This is a genomic window from Streptomyces sp. NPDC037290 (assembly GCF_055603245.1).
In genome coordinates this window covers 187,298-203,116 of record NZ_JBVJVZ010000002.1, presented here as the reverse complement: position 1 = coordinate 203,116, position 15,819 = coordinate 187,298, and the positions used below count along the sequence as shown (strand labels likewise).

Below are 15,819 nucleotides of genomic sequence, written 5' to 3'. Positions count from 1 at the left end.
GGGCTCGTGGGCGTGTGTGGTGCGTGTGTGGTGCGGGTGTGCCGCCGGTGGTCACCCGCCGGCGGCACACCCCGGATCGGACCGGGTCAGCTGCCCCAGCAGGCGGAGGCGGCCTGCGAGGGGGACTGGACGGTCAGGCCGCCGACGGGCTTTGCGGCGGCGAGGGCGGTGCCGGTGTCGTAGAAGGACTTGCCGTCGGTCACGCTGGGCTTGCTGCCGCCACGGGCCAGCTTGGCGATGGAACTGACGCCGAGGGCCGCCATCTTGCCCGGGTACTGCACCGCGTCGGCGGCGAACTCGCCGCTGGTGAGGTTCTTCAGGCCGGCGCAGCTGCCGTCGATGGCGTAGATCGCGACGTTCTTCTCCTTGCCGGCCGCCTTCAGCGCGTTGTACGCGCCCTCGCCCGCCGGTTCGTTGATGGCGTAGACGACGTTGATGTCCGGGTTGGCGGAGAGGCAGTTCTCCATCGCGGTGCGGCCGCCGTCGATGGCGCCCTGGGTCGGCTGGTGGCAGGCGATGGTGTAGCTGCCGCCCTTGCCGCCGGTGTACTTGCCGGACTTGGCTTCCTTGCCGTTCTCGGTCTTGCTGCCGGGGTCGATGCCCATGCCCTCCAGGAAGCCGTGGTCGCGGTTGATGTCGACGGAGACGACCTGGTTGTTGAACAGGTCGAGCATGGCGATGACCGCCGGCTTGCCGTTCAGCGCGGCCGCCGCGTACTGGCCGTCGAGCTTGCCCGCCTGCTCGTTGTCGGTGGCGTAGGTGATGTCCGCGGTGCTGGGCGGGTTGGGCGCGGTGTCCAGGGCGATCACGAACAGGCCGGCCTGCTTGGCCCGGTTCAGGGCGGCGTTCACGGCGTCGCCGTTGGTGGTGATGAGGATGCCCTTGTCGCCGCGCGATATGGCGTTGTCGATGGCGGTGATCTGGGTCTGGGTGTCGCCGTCGCTGTTGCCCGCCGCCACCGTGAGACTCACGTTGTCCTTGGCCGCCCGGGTCTTGGCGTCCTTCTCCATGCTCACGAAGTAGGGGTTGGTGAGCGTCTTCAGGATCAGCGAGACACCCACCTTGCCGCCGCCGCCCGACGCGGACGACGAGGAGCTTCCGTTCGAGGAACCGCAGGCCGCGAGCGTGGCGCCGAGGCAGATGCTGATGCCGATCGCAGCCACTCCGGTACGCCGACTGCGGCGGCTCGACACCTGGCTGGACGAGATGTTCATGGCTTGATCCCTTTCGGAGCCGTCCCTTGGCCGACGCTGAGACAACGTTGACTTGGCGAGATACTGGGCCTGTATGGACGAGCCCGTCAAGACGCTGATAGACATGCGCGGGCAACGAGTAGGTAACGCACAACCGGTTGGAGACAACGATGACTCAGGGCGAGGCCGCGCCCCGGTCTACCCGCAGCCGCCCCACCATGCGTGAGGTCGCGGCGCTGGCCGGAGTGGCCATCAAGACCGTCTCGCGCGTGTTCAACGGCGTCCCCACCGTCGATCCGGCGATCGTCACCAGGGTCCGCGAGGCCGCCGACAAGCTGGGTTACCGTCCCAACCTCACGGCCAGCAGCCTGCGCCGCGGGGACGGCCGCACCGCCACCATCGGCATGCTCGTCGAGGACGCGGCCAACCCGTTCTCCGCCGTCCTGACCCGCACCGTGGAGAACGTGGCCCGGGAACGCGGAGTGCTGGTGCTGGTCGGCAGCCTCGACGAGGACCCGGCCCGCGAACGAGAGTTGGCCCAGGCGCTCATCGACCGCCGGGTCGACGGCCTGGTGATCGTCCCCGCGGGACGCGACCAGAGCTACCTCATCAACGAGCAGCACACCGGCACGCGCATGGTCTTCGTCGACCGCGAGGCCGGCCTGCTCGACGCGGACGCCGTCGTCTCCGAGAACCGGCAGGGCGCCATGACCGCCGTCAACCACCTGCTGAAGGCCGGCCACCGCCGCATCGCCTACCTCGGCGACCGCGCCTCCATCCCCACCGCCGCCCAGCGCTTCGACGGCTACCGGCACGCCCTGGAAGTCGCGCACATCGAGTACGACGACGAGATCGTGCGGCATGTCGGGTCCAGCGAGGAGGCCGCCATCGCCGCGACCGAACAGGTCCTGTCGCTGCCCGATCCGCCGACGGCGCTGTTCACCAGCCAGAACTTCGTGACCATAGGCGCCGTCCGCGCGCTGCGCGCCATGGGCCTGCAGGACACCGTCGCCCAGGTGGGCTTCGACGACTTCCCCCTGGCCGACATCCTCAACCCGGGCATCTCCGTCATCGCCCAGGACGTCGAGCAGGTGGGCAGGACAGCCGCCGAGATGCTCTTCCGCAGGCTGGACGGCGACGAGTCGCCCACCCGTACCGTCACCGTGCCGACCCGGCTGATCGAGCGGGGCTCCGGCGAGATCCCAGCCGAAGGGCCGTGCCATGACTGACCCGGCACATGTGACAAGGCTGTCCCCGAGCGTGACCGTGATCGGCGAAGCCCTCATCGATCTGGTCCAACTCGACGCGCCCGGGGACTACCGCGCCCGACCCGGCGGCAGCCCGTTCAACGTCGCCATCGGCCTGGCCCGGCTCGGACACCACAGCGCACTCATGGCCCGCATGGCCGGCAACACCTTCGGCCAAATGCTCCGCACCCAGGCCGAGGCCGAGGGCATCGACCTGACGTACGCCCCGGTCGCCACCGAGCCCACCACGCTCGCCGTGGTCTCCATGGACTCCGAGGGCCGGGCGAGTTACGACTTCTACCTGGAGGGCACCGCGGACTGGCAGTGGACCGACGCGGAGACCGCCCGCACCCCGCAGGACACCGCCGTAGTGCACTTCGGATCGGTCGCCTCCTGGACGCCGCCGTCCGCCGAGCACATCCACTCGGCCGTCCAGCGCCTGCGCACCGGCGGTACGACGCTGATCAGCTACGACCCCAACGTCCGTCCCGCTCTCCTGGGCGATCCGAAACACGGGAGGCAGGCCGTGGAACGCAGCGTCGGCATCGCCCACCTGGTCAAGGCCAGCCGCGAGGACGCCGAGTGGCTCTACCCCGAGACCTCCATCGATCAGATCGCCGGCCACTGGCTGGAACTCGGCGCACTCCTCGTCGTCATCACCGACGGCCCCGACGGTGCCCACGTATTCCGGGCCGGAGCGGGAAGCATGAGGCGACCCGGCCGGAAGGTGGCGGTGGTGGACACCGTCGGCGCGGGCGACGCGTTCACCGCGGGACTGCTCGGCGCGCTGCTCCGCCACGGCCTGCACACCCCGCAGACGCTGGCCACGGCCGCCCCGGACGTACTGACGATCGCCGTGGACGACGCGATCCTCGTCTCCGCGCTGACCTGCGAGCGCCTGGGCGCCGATCCGCCCACCGCCCTGCCCCGCCCCCACCTGCCTGCCCAGGCGCCCCTGGGGATGACGGATCTGACGTTCCCCGACATCACCGGCCTGGTGGGCACGGGCAGCCCAACTCCGCAACAGGTGCGGTCCGTGAAAGGCTGACGGTCACGCGGCGCAGGGTTCCCGGCGGATCCAGGCCGCGTTCTGGGGCCGCCGCCACGGATTCCGCATCGCCCGCAGCGGACCACGGTTGGACTGGCTCACCGAATTCGCCGGCCCCCTGGCGGAGTGCCGACACGCCACACACGCCACCCGAAACCGCAGGTCAGGTGGCTCGCGCCTTCCGCAGGACACGCCGCACGTGGCGCACCCACGGAAATATCGACGCGACCGGCACGGACCCTGGGAAATCAGGAAACAGCAGGTCAGAGCCCCTTTGTAGCGGGCTCCAGAATTGCCACGCACTCCACGTGATGCGTCATCGGAAACAGATCGAACGCCCGCAGCGTCCGCACCCGGTACCCGCCCTCCCGGAAGTACCCCAGGTCGCGGGCCAGCGCAGCGGGATCGCAGGCGACGTAGGCGATCCGGCGGGCGCCCAGGGAGGCGAGGTGGGCGACCGTCGTGCGGCCGGCGCCGGCGCGGGGCGGGTCGAGGACGATCAGGTCGACCTCCGTGATGCCCGTGCGCGGCAGGACCGACTCGACCTTGCCCTGCTCGATGCGGACCCGCGGGAAGTCGGCGAGGTTGTGCCGCGCGTCCTCCACCGCCCGCTTGCCGGACTCGATGCCGAGGACCGCGCCCTTCTCACCGAGGCGGTCGGCCAGGGCGCCGGCGAACAGGCCGACGCCGCAGTAGAGGTCCAGGGCCGTCTCGCCCTTGCGGGGCAGCAGGCCCTGCATCACCGCCGTCACGAGGGTGTCCGCCGCCTTCGGGTGGACCTGCCAGAATCCGCCGCTCGCGACGCGGTGGGTACGGCCGTCCGCGCGTTCGCGGACGAAGGGGCGGCCGTGGACGCGGTGGACCCCGCCGGACTTCTCGTCGACGCGGAGGACGGAGACCGGCTTGTCCAGTTCGACCAGCGGGAGGCGGGCGCCGGGACGCGGGGTCAGGATCACCTGGCGGTCCTGGGAGCCCGTCGCGGCGATCGCCTCGACCGACTCCATGCCGGTCCAGTCGCGCCGTTCGATGCCCAGCTCGCTGACACCCTCCGCCGCGATCATGCAGTGGTCGATGCGCTCGACCTCGTGCGAGCGGTGCCGGCGCAGACCCGCGTGCCCCTCGGTGTCCACGGCGTACTGGACGCGGGTGCGCCACTGCGGGACCTGGCCGGCGGGCAGCTTGTCGCCCTCGGCCGGCATCACCGTGCCGTCCCAGCCGGCCTCCTCGGGCGTGAGGCCCGCGAGCCGCTTGAGCTGTTCGGCAATCACCTCGCCCTTGAGGCGGCGCTGGGCGCCGGGCTTGGCGTGCTGCCAGTCGCAGCCGCCGCAGCGGCCGGGGCCGGCGAAGGGGCAGGGAGCCTCGATGCGGTCCTTGGAGGGCTCCAGGATCCGTACGGCGTCCGCGCGGAGGAAGCGGGCCCCCTCCTCGCCCTCGGTCACCCTCGCCACCACCCGCTCGCCGGGCAGCGCGTGCCGAACGAACAGCACCTGGCCCTCGGCCGTGCGGGCGATGCAGTGGCCGCCATGGGCGACGGGGCCGATCTCGACCTCGTACTCCTCCCCGACCAGCGAATTCTTCGGTTCTGCCTGCATGGCGGGGTGACTCCAGATCGGGAACGGGGAACGGCCGGACAACAGCCCACCAGTCTACGTGGCTGTCGTCCGGCCGTTCACCACAGGCCGAACCCCCGGCTCAGTCCTTGGCCGCCGACGGCTCCTTGGGCCGCTCCCCCGCCGGACCCCGGCGTACGGCACCCGGTGCGCTCCACTCCTGCCGCCTGCGGGCCCGCACCTTGGCCGCCTCGGAGGACGCCAGCTGGTAGGGCACGGAGGTGACCATCACGCCGGGCGTGAAGAGCAGACGGCCCTTCAGGCGCAGGGCGCTCTGGTTGTGCAGCAGGTGCTCGTACCAGTGGCCGACCACGTACTCGGGGATGATCACGGAGACCGCGTCGCGCGGGGACTCCTTGCGCAGGCTCTTGACGTACTCGATGACCGGCCGGGTGACCTCGCGGTACGGCGAGTCCAGGACCTTCAGCGGTACGTCGATGCCGCGCCGCTCCCACTCCTCGCGCAGCGCCTTGGTCTCGGCCGGGTCGACGTTGACGGTCAGCGCCTCCAGGGTGTCCGAGCGCATCAGCTTGGCGTAGGCCAGGGCGCGCAGGGTGGGGCGGTGGATCTTCGAGATCAGCACGACCGAGTGGACGCGGGAGGGGCGGACCATGTCGTCGTCCGGCTCCTCGGGGGCGGAGATCTCCTCGGCGACGCGGTCGTAGTGCTTCCGGATCGCGGTCATCGTCGCGTAGAAGATGCACATGCCCAGCAGGGCGACCCAGGCGCCGTGCGTGAACTTGGTGACCAGGACGACGACGAGCACCAGGCCGGTGAAGAAGGCGCCGAACGCGTTGATCGCGCGGGAGCGCATCATGTGGCGGCGCTTGGCCTGGTCCTTCTCGACCGCGAGGTGGCGGTTCCAGTGCCGGACCATGCCGGTCTGGCTGAGCGTGAAGGACACGAACACGCCGACGATGTACAGCTGGATCAGCCGGGTGGAGTCGGCGCCGTAGATCACGGTCAGCAGGGTCGCGGCGCCCGCGAGCAGCACGATGCCGTTGGAGAACGCGAGGCGGTCGCCGCGGGTGTGCAGCTGGCGCGGCAGGTAGCGGTCCTGGGCGAGGATCGAGCCGAGCAGCGGGAAGCCGTTGTACGCCGTGTTCGCCGCCAGGAAGAGGACCAGCGCGGTGGCGGCCGCCAGGACGACGAACAGGAAGCTGCCCTTGCCGAAGACCGCCTCGGCGACCTGGGAGATCACCGGGTTCTGGACATAGCCGGAGCCGAGCGGGTGGCTGCCCCGGAGCAGGTCGGTGGCCGGGTTCTCGGCCATGCGGACCTTGGTCGACATGGCGAGGGCGATGATGCCGCAGAACATGGTGACGGCCAGCAGGCCCATCATCGCGAGCGTGGTCGCGGCGTTCTTCGACTTGGGCTTGCGGAAGGCCGGGACGCCGTTGGAGATGGCCTCCACGCCGGTGAGCGCGGCGCAGCCGGAGGAGAAGGCGCGCAGCAGCAGGAAGACCAGGGCGAAGCCCGCGAGGCCCTGGTGTTCGGCCTTGATGTGGAAGTCGGCGGTGGGCGCGCGCATGGTGTCGCCGAGGACCAGGCCCCGGACGGCACCCCACACGATCATGATGAAGACGCCGCCGACGAACACGTAGGTCGGGATCGCGAAGAGCTTGCCGGACTCCTTCACGCCCCGCAGGTTCATCAGCGTCAGCAGGACGATCACCGCGACCGCGCACAGCACCTTGTGCTGGACCACGAAGGGGACGGCGGAGCCGAGGTTCTCGATGCCGGAGGCGATGGAGACGGCGACGGTGAGGACGTAGTCCACGAGCAGGGCGCTGGCCACGGTCAGGCCCGCCCTGGGGCCGAGGTTGGTGGTGGCGACCTCGTAGTCGCCGCCGCCGCTCGGGTAGGCGTGCACGTTCTGCCGGTAGGAGGCGACGACCGTGAACATCAGCACGACGACCGCGACGGCGATCCAGGGGCTGAAGTGGTACGCCGACACGCCCGCGATGGACAGGACCAGCAGGACCTCCCCCGGCGCGTAGGCGACGGAGGACAGCGGGTCGGAGGCGAAGACGGGGAGTGCGATGCGCTTCGGCAGGAGCGTTTCGCCCAACCGGTCACTGCGCAGTGCGCGCCCGATCAGAATCCGTTTGGGCACGTCGGTCAGTTTGGACACGACAGAGGATGGTAGGCCTTCGAACAGCCAGCCGCCCACCCGGTGCCCCCGTTCTGCCTCACGAGTGAAATCAGAGGCGCACTGAACTGCGGATTCCGCGGTCCGCGCGCTCCCCGTGCCTAGATGGCAAACCGCGCCTGTCGTCGCACTTCGGAGGCACCATGCCCACCACCGCGGAGCTGATCGGGGCGGTTCTCGCCCTGCTCGGCCTCGGAATCCTGACCCTGTGCAGCGTGCGCAGCATCACTCGCCGGCGCCCGCCCCCGGTGATCGCCGAAGCGGACCGCCGGCACTGCCCACGCGTGTTCGCGGAGGCGGACCGCTGACGCCGCCGGCGTGGCCGCTCACGCCTGATCGCGGAGCGTGCTCACGGGTGATCGCGAACCGTGATCATGGGGAACCGGCGCACGGGGGTGCCCGCCCCTGGCGCCCGTGTGTAGCTTTGGGCGTCGGTCTGAGACCCTGATGCTGAGCAGTAACTTTTGGACACCGGAAGGACGGTCGTGCACATCGTCATCATGGGCTGCGGAAGAGTGGGTTCCGCTCTTGCCCAGACCCTGGAGCAACAGGGCCACACGGTCGCCGTGATCGACCAGGACCCCACCGCCTTCCGCCGCCTGGGCCCGGGCTTCGGGGGCCGCAGGGTCACCGGCGTCGGCTTCGACCAGGACACGCTGCGCGAGGCGGGCATCGAGGAGGCCGGCGCCTTCGCCGCCGTCTCCAGCGGTGACAACTCCAACATCATCTCCGCGCGCGTGGCCCGCGAGATGTTCGGCGTGGAGAACGTGGCCGCCCGTATCTACGACCCCCGCCGCGCCGAGGTCTACCAGCGCCTGGGCATCCCCACCGTGGCCACGGTGCGCTGGACCGCCGACCAGATGCTGCGCAGGCTGCTGCCCTCCGGCGCCGAGCCGCTGTGGCGCGACCCCACCGGCGGGGTGCAGCTCGCCGAGGTGCACGCATCCGCGCAGTGGGTCGGCCACAAGATCAGCAAGCTGCAGGAGGAGACGGGCGTCCGCGTGGCGTTCCTGACCCGCCTGGGCGAGGCGATCCTGCCGTCCTCGCAGACGGTGCTGCAGGAGGGCGACCTCGTGCACGTGATGATGCGGACGGACGACGTCGAGAAGGTCGAGGCGGCGTTCGCCCAGGGCCCGGAAGAGGAGAGCGGTCACTGATGAGGGTCGCCATTGCCGGAGCCGGTGCCGTAGGCCGCTCGATCGCGGGCGAGCTGCTGGAGAACGGCCATGAGGTCCTGCTGATCGACAAGGCCCCGACCGCCATCTCGGTGGAGCGGGTGCCCCAGGCGGAGTGGCTGCTGGCCGACGCCTGCGAGATCACGTCCCTGGACGAGGCGGCGCTGCAGCGCTGCAACGTCGTCATCGCCGCGACCGGCGACGACAAGGTCAACCTGGTCGTCTCGCTGCTCGCCAAGACGGAGTACGGCGTCCCGCGCGTCGTCGCCCGCGTCAACAACCCGAAGAACGAGTGGCTGTTCAACGAGGCCTGGGGCGTGGACGTGGCCGTCTCCACCCCGCGTCTGATGTCCGCCCTGGTCGAGGAGGCGGTCTCGGTCGGCGACCTGGTCCGGCTGCTCCGCTTCAGCCACGGCGACGCCAACCTCGTCGAGCTGACCCTGCCCGAGGAGTCGGCCCTGGCCGGCACCCAGGTCGGCGACGTCGAGTGGCCCGAGGACACCTCCCTGGTGACGATCATTCGCGGCACCCGGGTCCTGACCCCCTCCAAGGAGGACTCCCTGGAACCGGGCGACGAGCTGCTGTTCGTGGCCGCACAGGCCCGGGAGGAGCAGCTGGAGGAGCTGTTGTCGGTGCGCCGGGAAAGCTGACGCACACGACGAAGGGCGCCCTTGCCGTCAAGGGCGCCCTTCGCGTCGTACGACGGCTGTCTACGCTTCCCTGCGGTGCCGTCCAGCGGCCGGCTCGCCGCTCTCCGCGGCCGCCGCGGCCTTGCGCTCCTGCTCCGCCTTCTCCTCGGCCTCCATCTCCGCGAACACGTCGATCGGCGCGGGCGCCTTCGCCAGGAAGACCCAGGTGAGCCAGACCGCCAGCAGGAACGGCGGGATCTTCAGGGCGACCAGGACCCAGCCGAGCTTGGCGGTGTCGGACCACCAGTAGAGCGGGAAGAGGATCGCGCACTTGGCGAGCAGGATCAGACCCCAGGCCCAACTGGCCTTCGCGTAGGCCTTCTTGCGGCCGGGGTTGCGGGTGCGCCAGGAGAGGTTCTCCTTGAAGACCGGGCCGAGGATCAGGCCGATCAGGGGCACCCCGGCGAGGGTCGTGACGATGTACGCCAGCGCCAGGCCCAGGGTGTAGAGCATGCCGGGCAGGTAGAAGTCCTTGGCGTTGCCGGTGAACATCGCGAAGACCACGCCGAAGGCCACGCCGAACACGCCGCTGAAGGCGTGCTTGACGGTGTCCTTCCTGACCAGCCGGACCACGACCAGGACCAGCGACACGGCGAGCGCGGCGATCGCCGACACGTGCAGGTTCTTGTTCACCGTGAAGATCGCGACGAACAGCAGGCCCGGCACGACCGTCTCGACCATGCCGCGGACGCCGCCGAACGCCTCGAACAACGCGGCCTCGGTCACCGCCCGGGCGTCGTGGTGCTGCGCCTGACCGGCGTCTTCGGTCGGCTTGTCGAGGGACGTCACCGGCTACTCCCGTCCGAGGGGTCGCAGTTCGTACTTCGGGTTGAACAGCACCCGGCGGCCCCGGCTCATCGAGATCCGGCCCGATGCGATCAGCTTGCGCCCCGGTTCTATGCCCACGATGGAACGCCTGCCGAGCCACACCACGTCCAGCGCGGCGGAGCCGTCGAACAGCTCGGCCTCCAGGGCCGGGACCCCCGCACGTGGACGCAAGGTGACCGTGCGCAAGGTACCAGTTACGGTGACGATCTGCCGGTCGTGGCAGTCACCGATCTTCGTACAGCCCGCGGTCTCGGCGTCCTCGCGCAGCTCCTCGGACTCCAGGTCCTCCTGTGACGAGGAGAGCCGGTCGAGCATGCGCCGGAACCGGCCGGCCGGCTTTTCGGAACGAGGAACAGCACTCATACGTGAAGCGTACCGGGGCCCACCGACGTCGCCGTAGCCGAGCTCACTGCGCAGCCCGGCTCACTTCTCGAACCGGTACCCCATCCCCGGCTCCGTGATGAAGTGCTTCGGGTGCGAGGGGTCCGTCTCCAGCTTCCTGCGCAGCTGGGCCATGTAGACGCGCAGGTAGTTCGTCTCGGTGCCGTACGACGGCCCCCACACCTCCTGCAGCAGCTGCTTCTGGCTGACCAGGCGGCCGGTGTTGCGGACCAGCACCTCCAGCAGGTGCCACTCGGTCGGGGTGAGCCGGACGTCCCGGCCGGCGCGGTTGACCTTCTTGGCGGCCAGGTCGACGGTGAAGCCCTCGGTCTCCACGGTCGTCAGGTCGTCCTCGCCGGGCCCGACCGGCTCGGCCCGGCGTACGGCGGCCCGCAGCCGGGCCAGCAGCTCGTCCATGCCGAACGGCTTGGTGACGTAGTCGTCGGCGCCCGCGTCCAGTGCCTCGACCTTCTCGTCGGAGGAGTGGCGGGCGGACAGGACCAGGATCGGCACGCGGGTCCAGCCGCGCAGCCCCCTGATCACCTCGACGCCGTCCATGTCGGGCAGACCCAGGTCGAGCACGACCACGTCGGGGTGGCGGGAGGCGGCGAGTTCGAGCGCGGTCCTGCCGTCGGCGGCCGCGTCCACCTCGTACTTGCGCGCCTTGAGGTTGATCACGAGGGCGCGCACGATCTGCGGCTCGTCATCGACCACGAGCACCCTCGTGGGGGTTTGGGGGGTCCCCCCATTCGGGCTCAGCATAGGGTCTGCCTTTCTGGTTCTGCGAGGTCCTGTCCCGTGGGAGGTTCTGCGAGGTCCACGGCCGCCTCCGGGGGCTCCGGACCCGGTCCTGCCGCCCGCAGGCTCAGGACCATGGTGAGTCCCCCGCCGGGCGTGTCCTCGGCGTTGAGGGTGCCGCCCATGGCCTCCGCGAAGCCCCGGGCGACCGCGAGACCGAGCCCGACACCGGCGCCGCGCGGGGCGTCACCGTACCGCTGGAAGGGCTCGAAGATCCGGTCCTTGGCCTCGTCCGGCACGCCAGGACCGCGGTCCACGACCCGCACCTCGACCCGGTCGGCGATGGCGCTCGCGGCGACCAGCACGGCCCGTCCGCGCGGGCTGTACTTGACGGCGTTCTCCACCAGGTTGGCCACCGACCGCTCCAGCAGGCCCGGATCGACCTCGACCATCGGCAGGGTCTCGGGCACGTCCAGCTCCACGCTGTCCTCGGGCACGCCGCCCAGAGCCATCGGGACCACTTCGTCGACGTCGATCTCGCGGATCAGCGGGGTGACCGTACCGGTCTGCAGGCGGGACATGTCGAGGAGGTTGCCGACGAGGTGGTCGAGCCGGTCGGCGCCCTCCTCGATGGCCTCCAGCAGCTCCGCCCGGTCCTCCGCCGACCATTCGACGTCGTCCGACCGGAGCGAGGTCACGGCGGCCTTGATACCGGCCAGCGGGGTGCGCAGGTCGTGGCTGACGGCGGCCAGCAGGGCGGTGCGGATGCGGTTGCCCTCGGCGAGCGTACGGGCCTGGTCGGCCTCCTCCTGCAGACGCCGGCGGTCCAGCGCGACGGCGGCCTGCGCGGCGAACGCGGCGAGCACCCGCCGGTCCTCGGCGGGCAGCACCCGGCCGGTGAGCGCGAGCGCCATGTGGTCGCCGACGGGCATGTCGACGTCGGCGTCCTCCGGCCGCTCCAGGGGGCGCCCGAACCCGGCGCGCCCGGCGCAGGTCCACGGCTCGACGTCGCCCGCCCGTTCCAGCAGCGCGGCCGACTCCATCGCGAAGGTCTCCCGGACCCGCTCCAGCAGCTCCTCCAGGCTGGTCTCGCCGCGCAGCACGTTCCCGGCGAGGAAGGAGAGTATCTCCGACTCGGCGCGCAGCCGGGCGGCCTGGTGGGTGCGCCGGGCCGCGAGGTCCACCACGGAGGCGACCGACATGCCGACGCCGAAGAAGATCGCGATGGCGACGATGTTCTTGGGGTCGGCGATCGTGAGGCGGTGCAGGGGCGGGGTGTAGAAGTAGTTCAGCAGCAGCGAGCCGAAGGCGGCCGAGGCCAGCGCGGGCAGCAGGCCGCCGAGCAGCGCCGCCGCGACGGTGACGGCCAGGAACAGCAGCATGTCGTTGGCGAGACCGAGGTCGACGGTGTTCAGCAGCACCGCGAGGACCGCGGGCCCGGCCAGGCCGACCGCCCAGCCCCAGATGATCCGGGCCCGCCCGAGCCGTCCGCCCCGGGCCACCGGCAGTCCGCGGCCCTTGGCGACCTCCTCGTGGGTGACGATGTGGACGTCGAGATCGGGTCCGGAGTCCCGGGCGACCGTGGTGCCGACGCCGGGCCCGAAGACGTACTGCCAGGCCTTGCGGCGCGAGGAGCCCAGCACGATCTGGGTGGCGTTGACGCCGCGCGCGAAGGCCAGCAGCGCGGCCGGTATGTCGTCGCCCACGACATGGTGGAAGGTGCCGCCCAGGTCCTCCACGAGGGTGCGCTGGACGGCCAGTTCCTTCGGGGAGGCCGAGGTCAGGCCGTCGCTGCGGGCTATGTAGACGGCGAGCACCTCGCCGCCGGCGCCCTTCTCGGCGAGCCGCGCGGCCCGGCGGATCAGGGTGCGCCCCTCGGGACCGCCGGTCAGCCCGACCACGATCCGCTCGCGGGAGCCCCAGATCTTGGAGACCTGGTGTTCGCTGCGGTAGGCGTTCAGGTACTCGTCGACCCGGTCCGCCACCCACAGCAGCGCCAGCTCGCGCAGGGCGGTGAGGTTTCCGGGCCGGAAGTAGTTGGACAGGGCCGCGTCGACCTTGTCCGGCTGGTAGATGTTCCCGTGCGCCATACGGCGGCGCAGCGCCTCGGGGGACATGTCGACCAGCTCGATCTGGTCGGCCCGCCGTACGACCTCGTCCGGGACGGTCTCCCGCTGCCGCACCCCGGTGATCGACTCGACCACGTCGCCGAGTGACTCCAGGTGCTGGATGTTGACGGTCGAGACCACGTCGATGCCGGCGGCGAGCAGTTCCTCCACGTCCTGCCAGCGCTTGGCGTTGCGCGAGCCGGGAATGTTCGTGTGGGCGAGTTCGTCCACCAGGGCGACGGCGGGCGCCCGGCGCAGCACGGCGTCGACGTCCATCTCACCGAAGGCGGTGTCCCGGTACTCCAGCTGCTTGCGCGGCACCTGTTCCAGGCCGTGCAGCATCACCTCGGTGCGGGGCCGGTCGTGGTGCTCGACGAACGCCACGACACAGTCGGTGCCCCGCTCCACACGGCGGTGCGCCTCGGAGAGCATGGCGTAGGTCTTGCCCACGCCCGGTGCCGCACCGAGGTAGATCCGAAGCTTGCCGCGTGCCATGGCTCCATTGTCTTCTCGTGACTGCTGCCTACGCAGCGTCGACCTTACGGCCAACAATCACGGCAAACGGGACGGGAGGGCGGGCGGGGGGCAACTTTGACGTAACCCTGATGACGGGGACGGCGTCCCGAAGCGGGGAGGCTGCGGGAACCCGCGAAAACGGGCCGCACCTCCCAGAGGCACGGCCCGTGAACAGAAACGGCTAGCGGACTTCCGTGATCTCCGGCCCCCGCTGCAGCTGCCCCATCCCCCCGGAGAACCGCGAGGACTCCTCCTGCTGAACGCCCTCGGGGACCATCTGCGCGTCGTTCGGCAGCTTGAGGACGATCGGGTCGCGGGGCGCCATCGGCCCCTCACCGCGCACCACGACCGTGTCGCGGAAGATCTGCTCCAGCAGACCGGCGGCCTGCGGCTGCACCGCGCCCTGCCCGGAGATCACACCGCGCAGGAACCAGCGCGGGCCGTCCACACCGACGAACCGTACGACCTGGAACCCGCCCGTGCCGTCCGGCAGCTGCACCGGCACCTGGGCCCGCAGCTCCCACCCCAGCGGCCCCTCGACCTCGTCGACGATGCCACCCTGCTGGGTGATGCCGGAGGCGATCTCCTCGCGGACCTCGCCCCAGATGCCCTCGCGCTTGGGCGCGGCGAAGGCCTGGAGCTGGATGGCGCTGTCGCGCAGCACGACGGTCGCGGCGACGATCGCGTCACCGGCGACCTCGACCCGCAGCTCCATGCCGTCGACGCCCGGGATGAACAGCCCGCCGAGGTCCACGCGGCCCTCGCCCGGGTCGCGCACCTCCTCGCTGTCCCACGGCCCGTCGGGCCGCGGCCCGGGCTCCAGCCGGACGCGCTCGCGCGCGGCCTCTGCTTCCTCGTCCGCCTCGGTGTCGACGCTGTCGACGACCTGCTCGGCCTCGCCGGCCGCGTCCTCGGCGGCACCCTTCTTCTTGCGACGTCCGAACACGTCACTGTCCTTCCCGGTCGGATACGACCGAAGCGTATCGATTCCCACCCGTCGGACCGCCCTCGGCGGCCTGACCGCTTGTGCCGCTCTCGCCGCCCACCGCGGCATGGCCACCGGTGGACCCGAAGCCCCCTTCGGCCCGCGCCGAGCCGGGAAGTTCCGCGACCTCCTGGAAGCGGACCCTCTCGACCTGCTGGACGACCAGTTGGGCAATCCGGTCGAAGCGCTCGAACCGCACGGACTCGCGCGGATCGAGATTCACCACGATCACCTTGATCTCCCCACGGTACCCGGCATCCACCGTCCCCGGGGCATTCACGAGGGCGACACCGCAGCGGGCGGCGAGGCCGGAGCGCGGATGCACGAAGGCCGCGTACCCCTCGGGCAGCGCGATCGACACCCCCGTGGGCAGTACGGCCCTCTCCCCCGGCCCGAGCCGGCACGGCTCGGTGGTGCGCAGATCGGCTCCGGCGTCCCCGGGGTGCTCGTACGCCGGAAGCGGTACGTCCGGATCGATGCGCCGGAGCAGCACGTTCAGGGGACGACGGCTCACGGGTTCACCTCGAAGGCGCGGGCGCGCCGGACCTGGTCCGGGTCGCTCATGGCGGCCTGGATCTCCGCGTCGCGGCCGTGGTCGATGAAGTGGTCGACCTTGACCTCGATGAAGAGCGCGTCGGCGCGGACGGCGACGGGCCCCTCGGGGCCGCCGAGGCGTCCGGTGGCGGTGGAGTAGATCTTCCGTCCCGCGACGGCGGTGACCTCGGCCTCCAGGTACAGCGTGGTGCCGACCGGCACGGGCCGCGCGAAGTCGGTCTCCAGCCGGCCGGTGACGGCGATGGTCCGCAGCAGCCAGTTCAGCGAGCCGAGGGTCTCGTCCAGGGCCGTGGCCAGCACTCCGCCGTGGGCGAGGCCGGGGGCGCCCTGGTGGGCCGCCTGGACGGTGAACTCGGCGGTCAGCGAGACACCCTCGCCGGCCCGGGCCTCCAGGTGCAGTCCGTGCGGCTGCCCCGGGCCACACCCGAAACAGTGTTCGTAGTGGGCGCCGAGGAGCTCCCCGGGCGCGGGCGCGTCGGGGTGCCGTACCGGTTTCACCGCGTCGGCAGGAGGCTTCAGGCTTGCGGAACTACCACTCACAGCCGCAGACCTTACCCGCGCGTCGGCACTGTCTCGATCCCGTGCCAAGCTTGG

The 15,819-nt window shown here is 71.0% G+C and carries 15 protein-coding genes and 1 pseudogene; 6 read left to right on the top strand and 10 right to left on the bottom strand.

What is annotated here, in order from left to right; genetic code table 11:
• Window positions 1–86: 86 nt before the first annotated feature.
• Entirely contained in the window at window positions 87–1,214 is a 1,128-nt protein-coding gene (locus tag ACZ7HQ_RS06660; RefSeq protein ID WP_470985606.1) for a substrate-binding domain-containing protein, read from the bottom strand.
• Window positions 1,215–1,363: 149 nt separating this feature from the next.
• Between ACZ7HQ_RS06660 and ACZ7HQ_RS06655 the strand changes: the two genes are divergently transcribed.
• From ACZ7HQ_RS06655 to ACZ7HQ_RS06645, 3 genes and pseudogenes are all read left to right on the top strand, one after another.
• A complete protein-coding gene (locus ACZ7HQ_RS06655; RefSeq protein ID WP_470985603.1) occupies window positions 1,364–2,422 on the top strand; it encodes a LacI family DNA-binding transcriptional regulator in 1,059 nt (352 codons plus the stop codon).
• Entirely contained in the window at window positions 2,415–3,488 is a 1,074-nt protein-coding gene (locus ACZ7HQ_RS06650; protein WP_470985600.1) for a carbohydrate kinase family protein, read from the top strand. The genes ACZ7HQ_RS06655 and ACZ7HQ_RS06650 overlap by 8 nt, the downstream gene beginning before the upstream one ends.
• Window positions 3,489–3,516: 28 nt before the next feature.
• Window positions 3,517–3,615: pseudogene (locus ACZ7HQ_RS06645) on the top strand (aminoglycoside phosphotransferase family protein); the annotation flags it as partial.
• A 136-nt stretch (window positions 3,616–3,751) separates the two neighbouring features.
• Here the strand turns inward: ACZ7HQ_RS06645 and ACZ7HQ_RS06640 are convergent.
• Both ACZ7HQ_RS06640 and ACZ7HQ_RS06635 read right to left on the bottom strand, forming a co-directional pair.
• Window positions 3,752–5,080, bottom strand: coding sequence for a class I SAM-dependent RNA methyltransferase (locus ACZ7HQ_RS06640; RefSeq protein ID WP_470985597.1), 1,329 nt, complete (start codon window positions 5,078–5,080; stop codon window positions 3,752–3,754).
• 100 nt (window positions 5,081–5,180) lie between these two features.
• Complete coding sequence (locus ACZ7HQ_RS06635) at window positions 5,181–7,232, bottom strand: APC family permease (protein WP_470985594.1); 2,052 nt, start codon at window positions 7,230–7,232, stop codon at window positions 5,181–5,183.
• Window positions 7,233–7,393: 161 nt separating this feature from the next.
• On the opposite strand from ACZ7HQ_RS06635, the gene ACZ7HQ_RS06630 reads away from it, so the two are divergent.
• The 3 genes from ACZ7HQ_RS06630 (at window position 7,394) to ACZ7HQ_RS06620 (ending at window position 9,075) form a co-directional block, all read left to right on the top strand.
• The gene (locus tag ACZ7HQ_RS06630; RefSeq protein WP_470985590.1) at window positions 7,394–7,558 is read left to right on the top strand and encodes a hypothetical protein; all 165 of its coding nucleotides are present in this window, start codon (window positions 7,394–7,396) and stop codon (window positions 7,556–7,558) included.
• A gap of 177 nt (window positions 7,559–7,735) precedes the next feature.
• Window positions 7,736–8,407, top strand: a complete 672-nt coding sequence (locus ACZ7HQ_RS06625; protein ID WP_470985587.1) for a potassium channel family protein — start codon at window positions 7,736–7,738, stop codon at window positions 8,405–8,407.
• On the top strand, window positions 8,407–9,075 hold the full coding sequence (locus ACZ7HQ_RS06620) for a potassium channel family protein (protein WP_470985584.1): 669 nt from the start codon (window positions 8,407–8,409) through the stop codon (window positions 9,073–9,075). The genes ACZ7HQ_RS06625 and ACZ7HQ_RS06620 overlap by 1 nt, the downstream gene beginning before the upstream one ends.
• A gap of 60 nt (window positions 9,076–9,135) precedes the next feature.
• Here the strand turns inward: ACZ7HQ_RS06620 and ACZ7HQ_RS06615 are convergent, their stop codons facing one another.
• The 7 genes from ACZ7HQ_RS06615 to ACZ7HQ_RS06585 all read right to left on the bottom strand — a co-directional run bounded on the left by ACZ7HQ_RS06615 (window position 9,136) and on the right by ACZ7HQ_RS06585 (window position 15,765).
• Window positions 9,136–9,903: a DUF3159 domain-containing protein gene (locus tag ACZ7HQ_RS06615; RefSeq protein WP_470985581.1), complete on the bottom strand. Its 768-nt coding sequence runs from the start codon at window positions 9,901–9,903 to the stop codon at window positions 9,136–9,138.
• 3 nt (window positions 9,904–9,906) lie between these two features.
• Window positions 9,907–10,305: an OB-fold nucleic acid binding domain-containing protein gene (locus ACZ7HQ_RS06610; RefSeq protein WP_076095565.1), complete on the bottom strand. Its 399-nt coding sequence runs from the start codon at window positions 10,303–10,305 to the stop codon at window positions 9,907–9,909.
• Between the two features lie 60 nt (window positions 10,306–10,365).
• Window positions 10,366–11,085 (bottom strand): response regulator, encoded by a 720-nt coding sequence (locus ACZ7HQ_RS06605; RefSeq protein ID WP_470985579.1) that lies wholly within the window; start codon window positions 11,083–11,085, stop codon window positions 10,366–10,368.
• On the bottom strand, window positions 11,079–13,664 hold the full coding sequence (locus ACZ7HQ_RS06600; RefSeq protein ID WP_470985576.1) for a DUF4118 domain-containing protein: 2,586 nt from the start codon (window positions 13,662–13,664) through the stop codon (window positions 11,079–11,081). Before ACZ7HQ_RS06600 ends, ACZ7HQ_RS06605 begins: the two co-directional genes overlap by 7 nt.
• Window positions 13,665–13,866: 202 nt before the next feature.
• A complete protein-coding gene (locus tag ACZ7HQ_RS06595; RefSeq protein ID WP_470985574.1) occupies window positions 13,867–14,631 on the bottom strand; it encodes a DUF3710 domain-containing protein in 765 nt (254 codons plus the stop codon).
• 1 nt (window position 14,632) lies between these two features.
• Window positions 14,633–15,184: a dUTP diphosphatase gene (gene dut / locus ACZ7HQ_RS06590; RefSeq protein WP_470985572.1), complete on the bottom strand. Its 552-nt coding sequence runs from the start codon at window positions 15,182–15,184 to the stop codon at window positions 14,633–14,635.
• The gene (locus ACZ7HQ_RS06585) at window positions 15,181–15,765 is read right to left on the bottom strand and encodes a PaaI family thioesterase (protein ID WP_470985570.1); all 585 of its coding nucleotides are present in this window, start codon (window positions 15,763–15,765) and stop codon (window positions 15,181–15,183) included. The genes dut and ACZ7HQ_RS06585 overlap by 4 nt, the downstream gene beginning before the upstream one ends.
• Window positions 15,766–15,819: the final 54 nt, after the last annotated feature.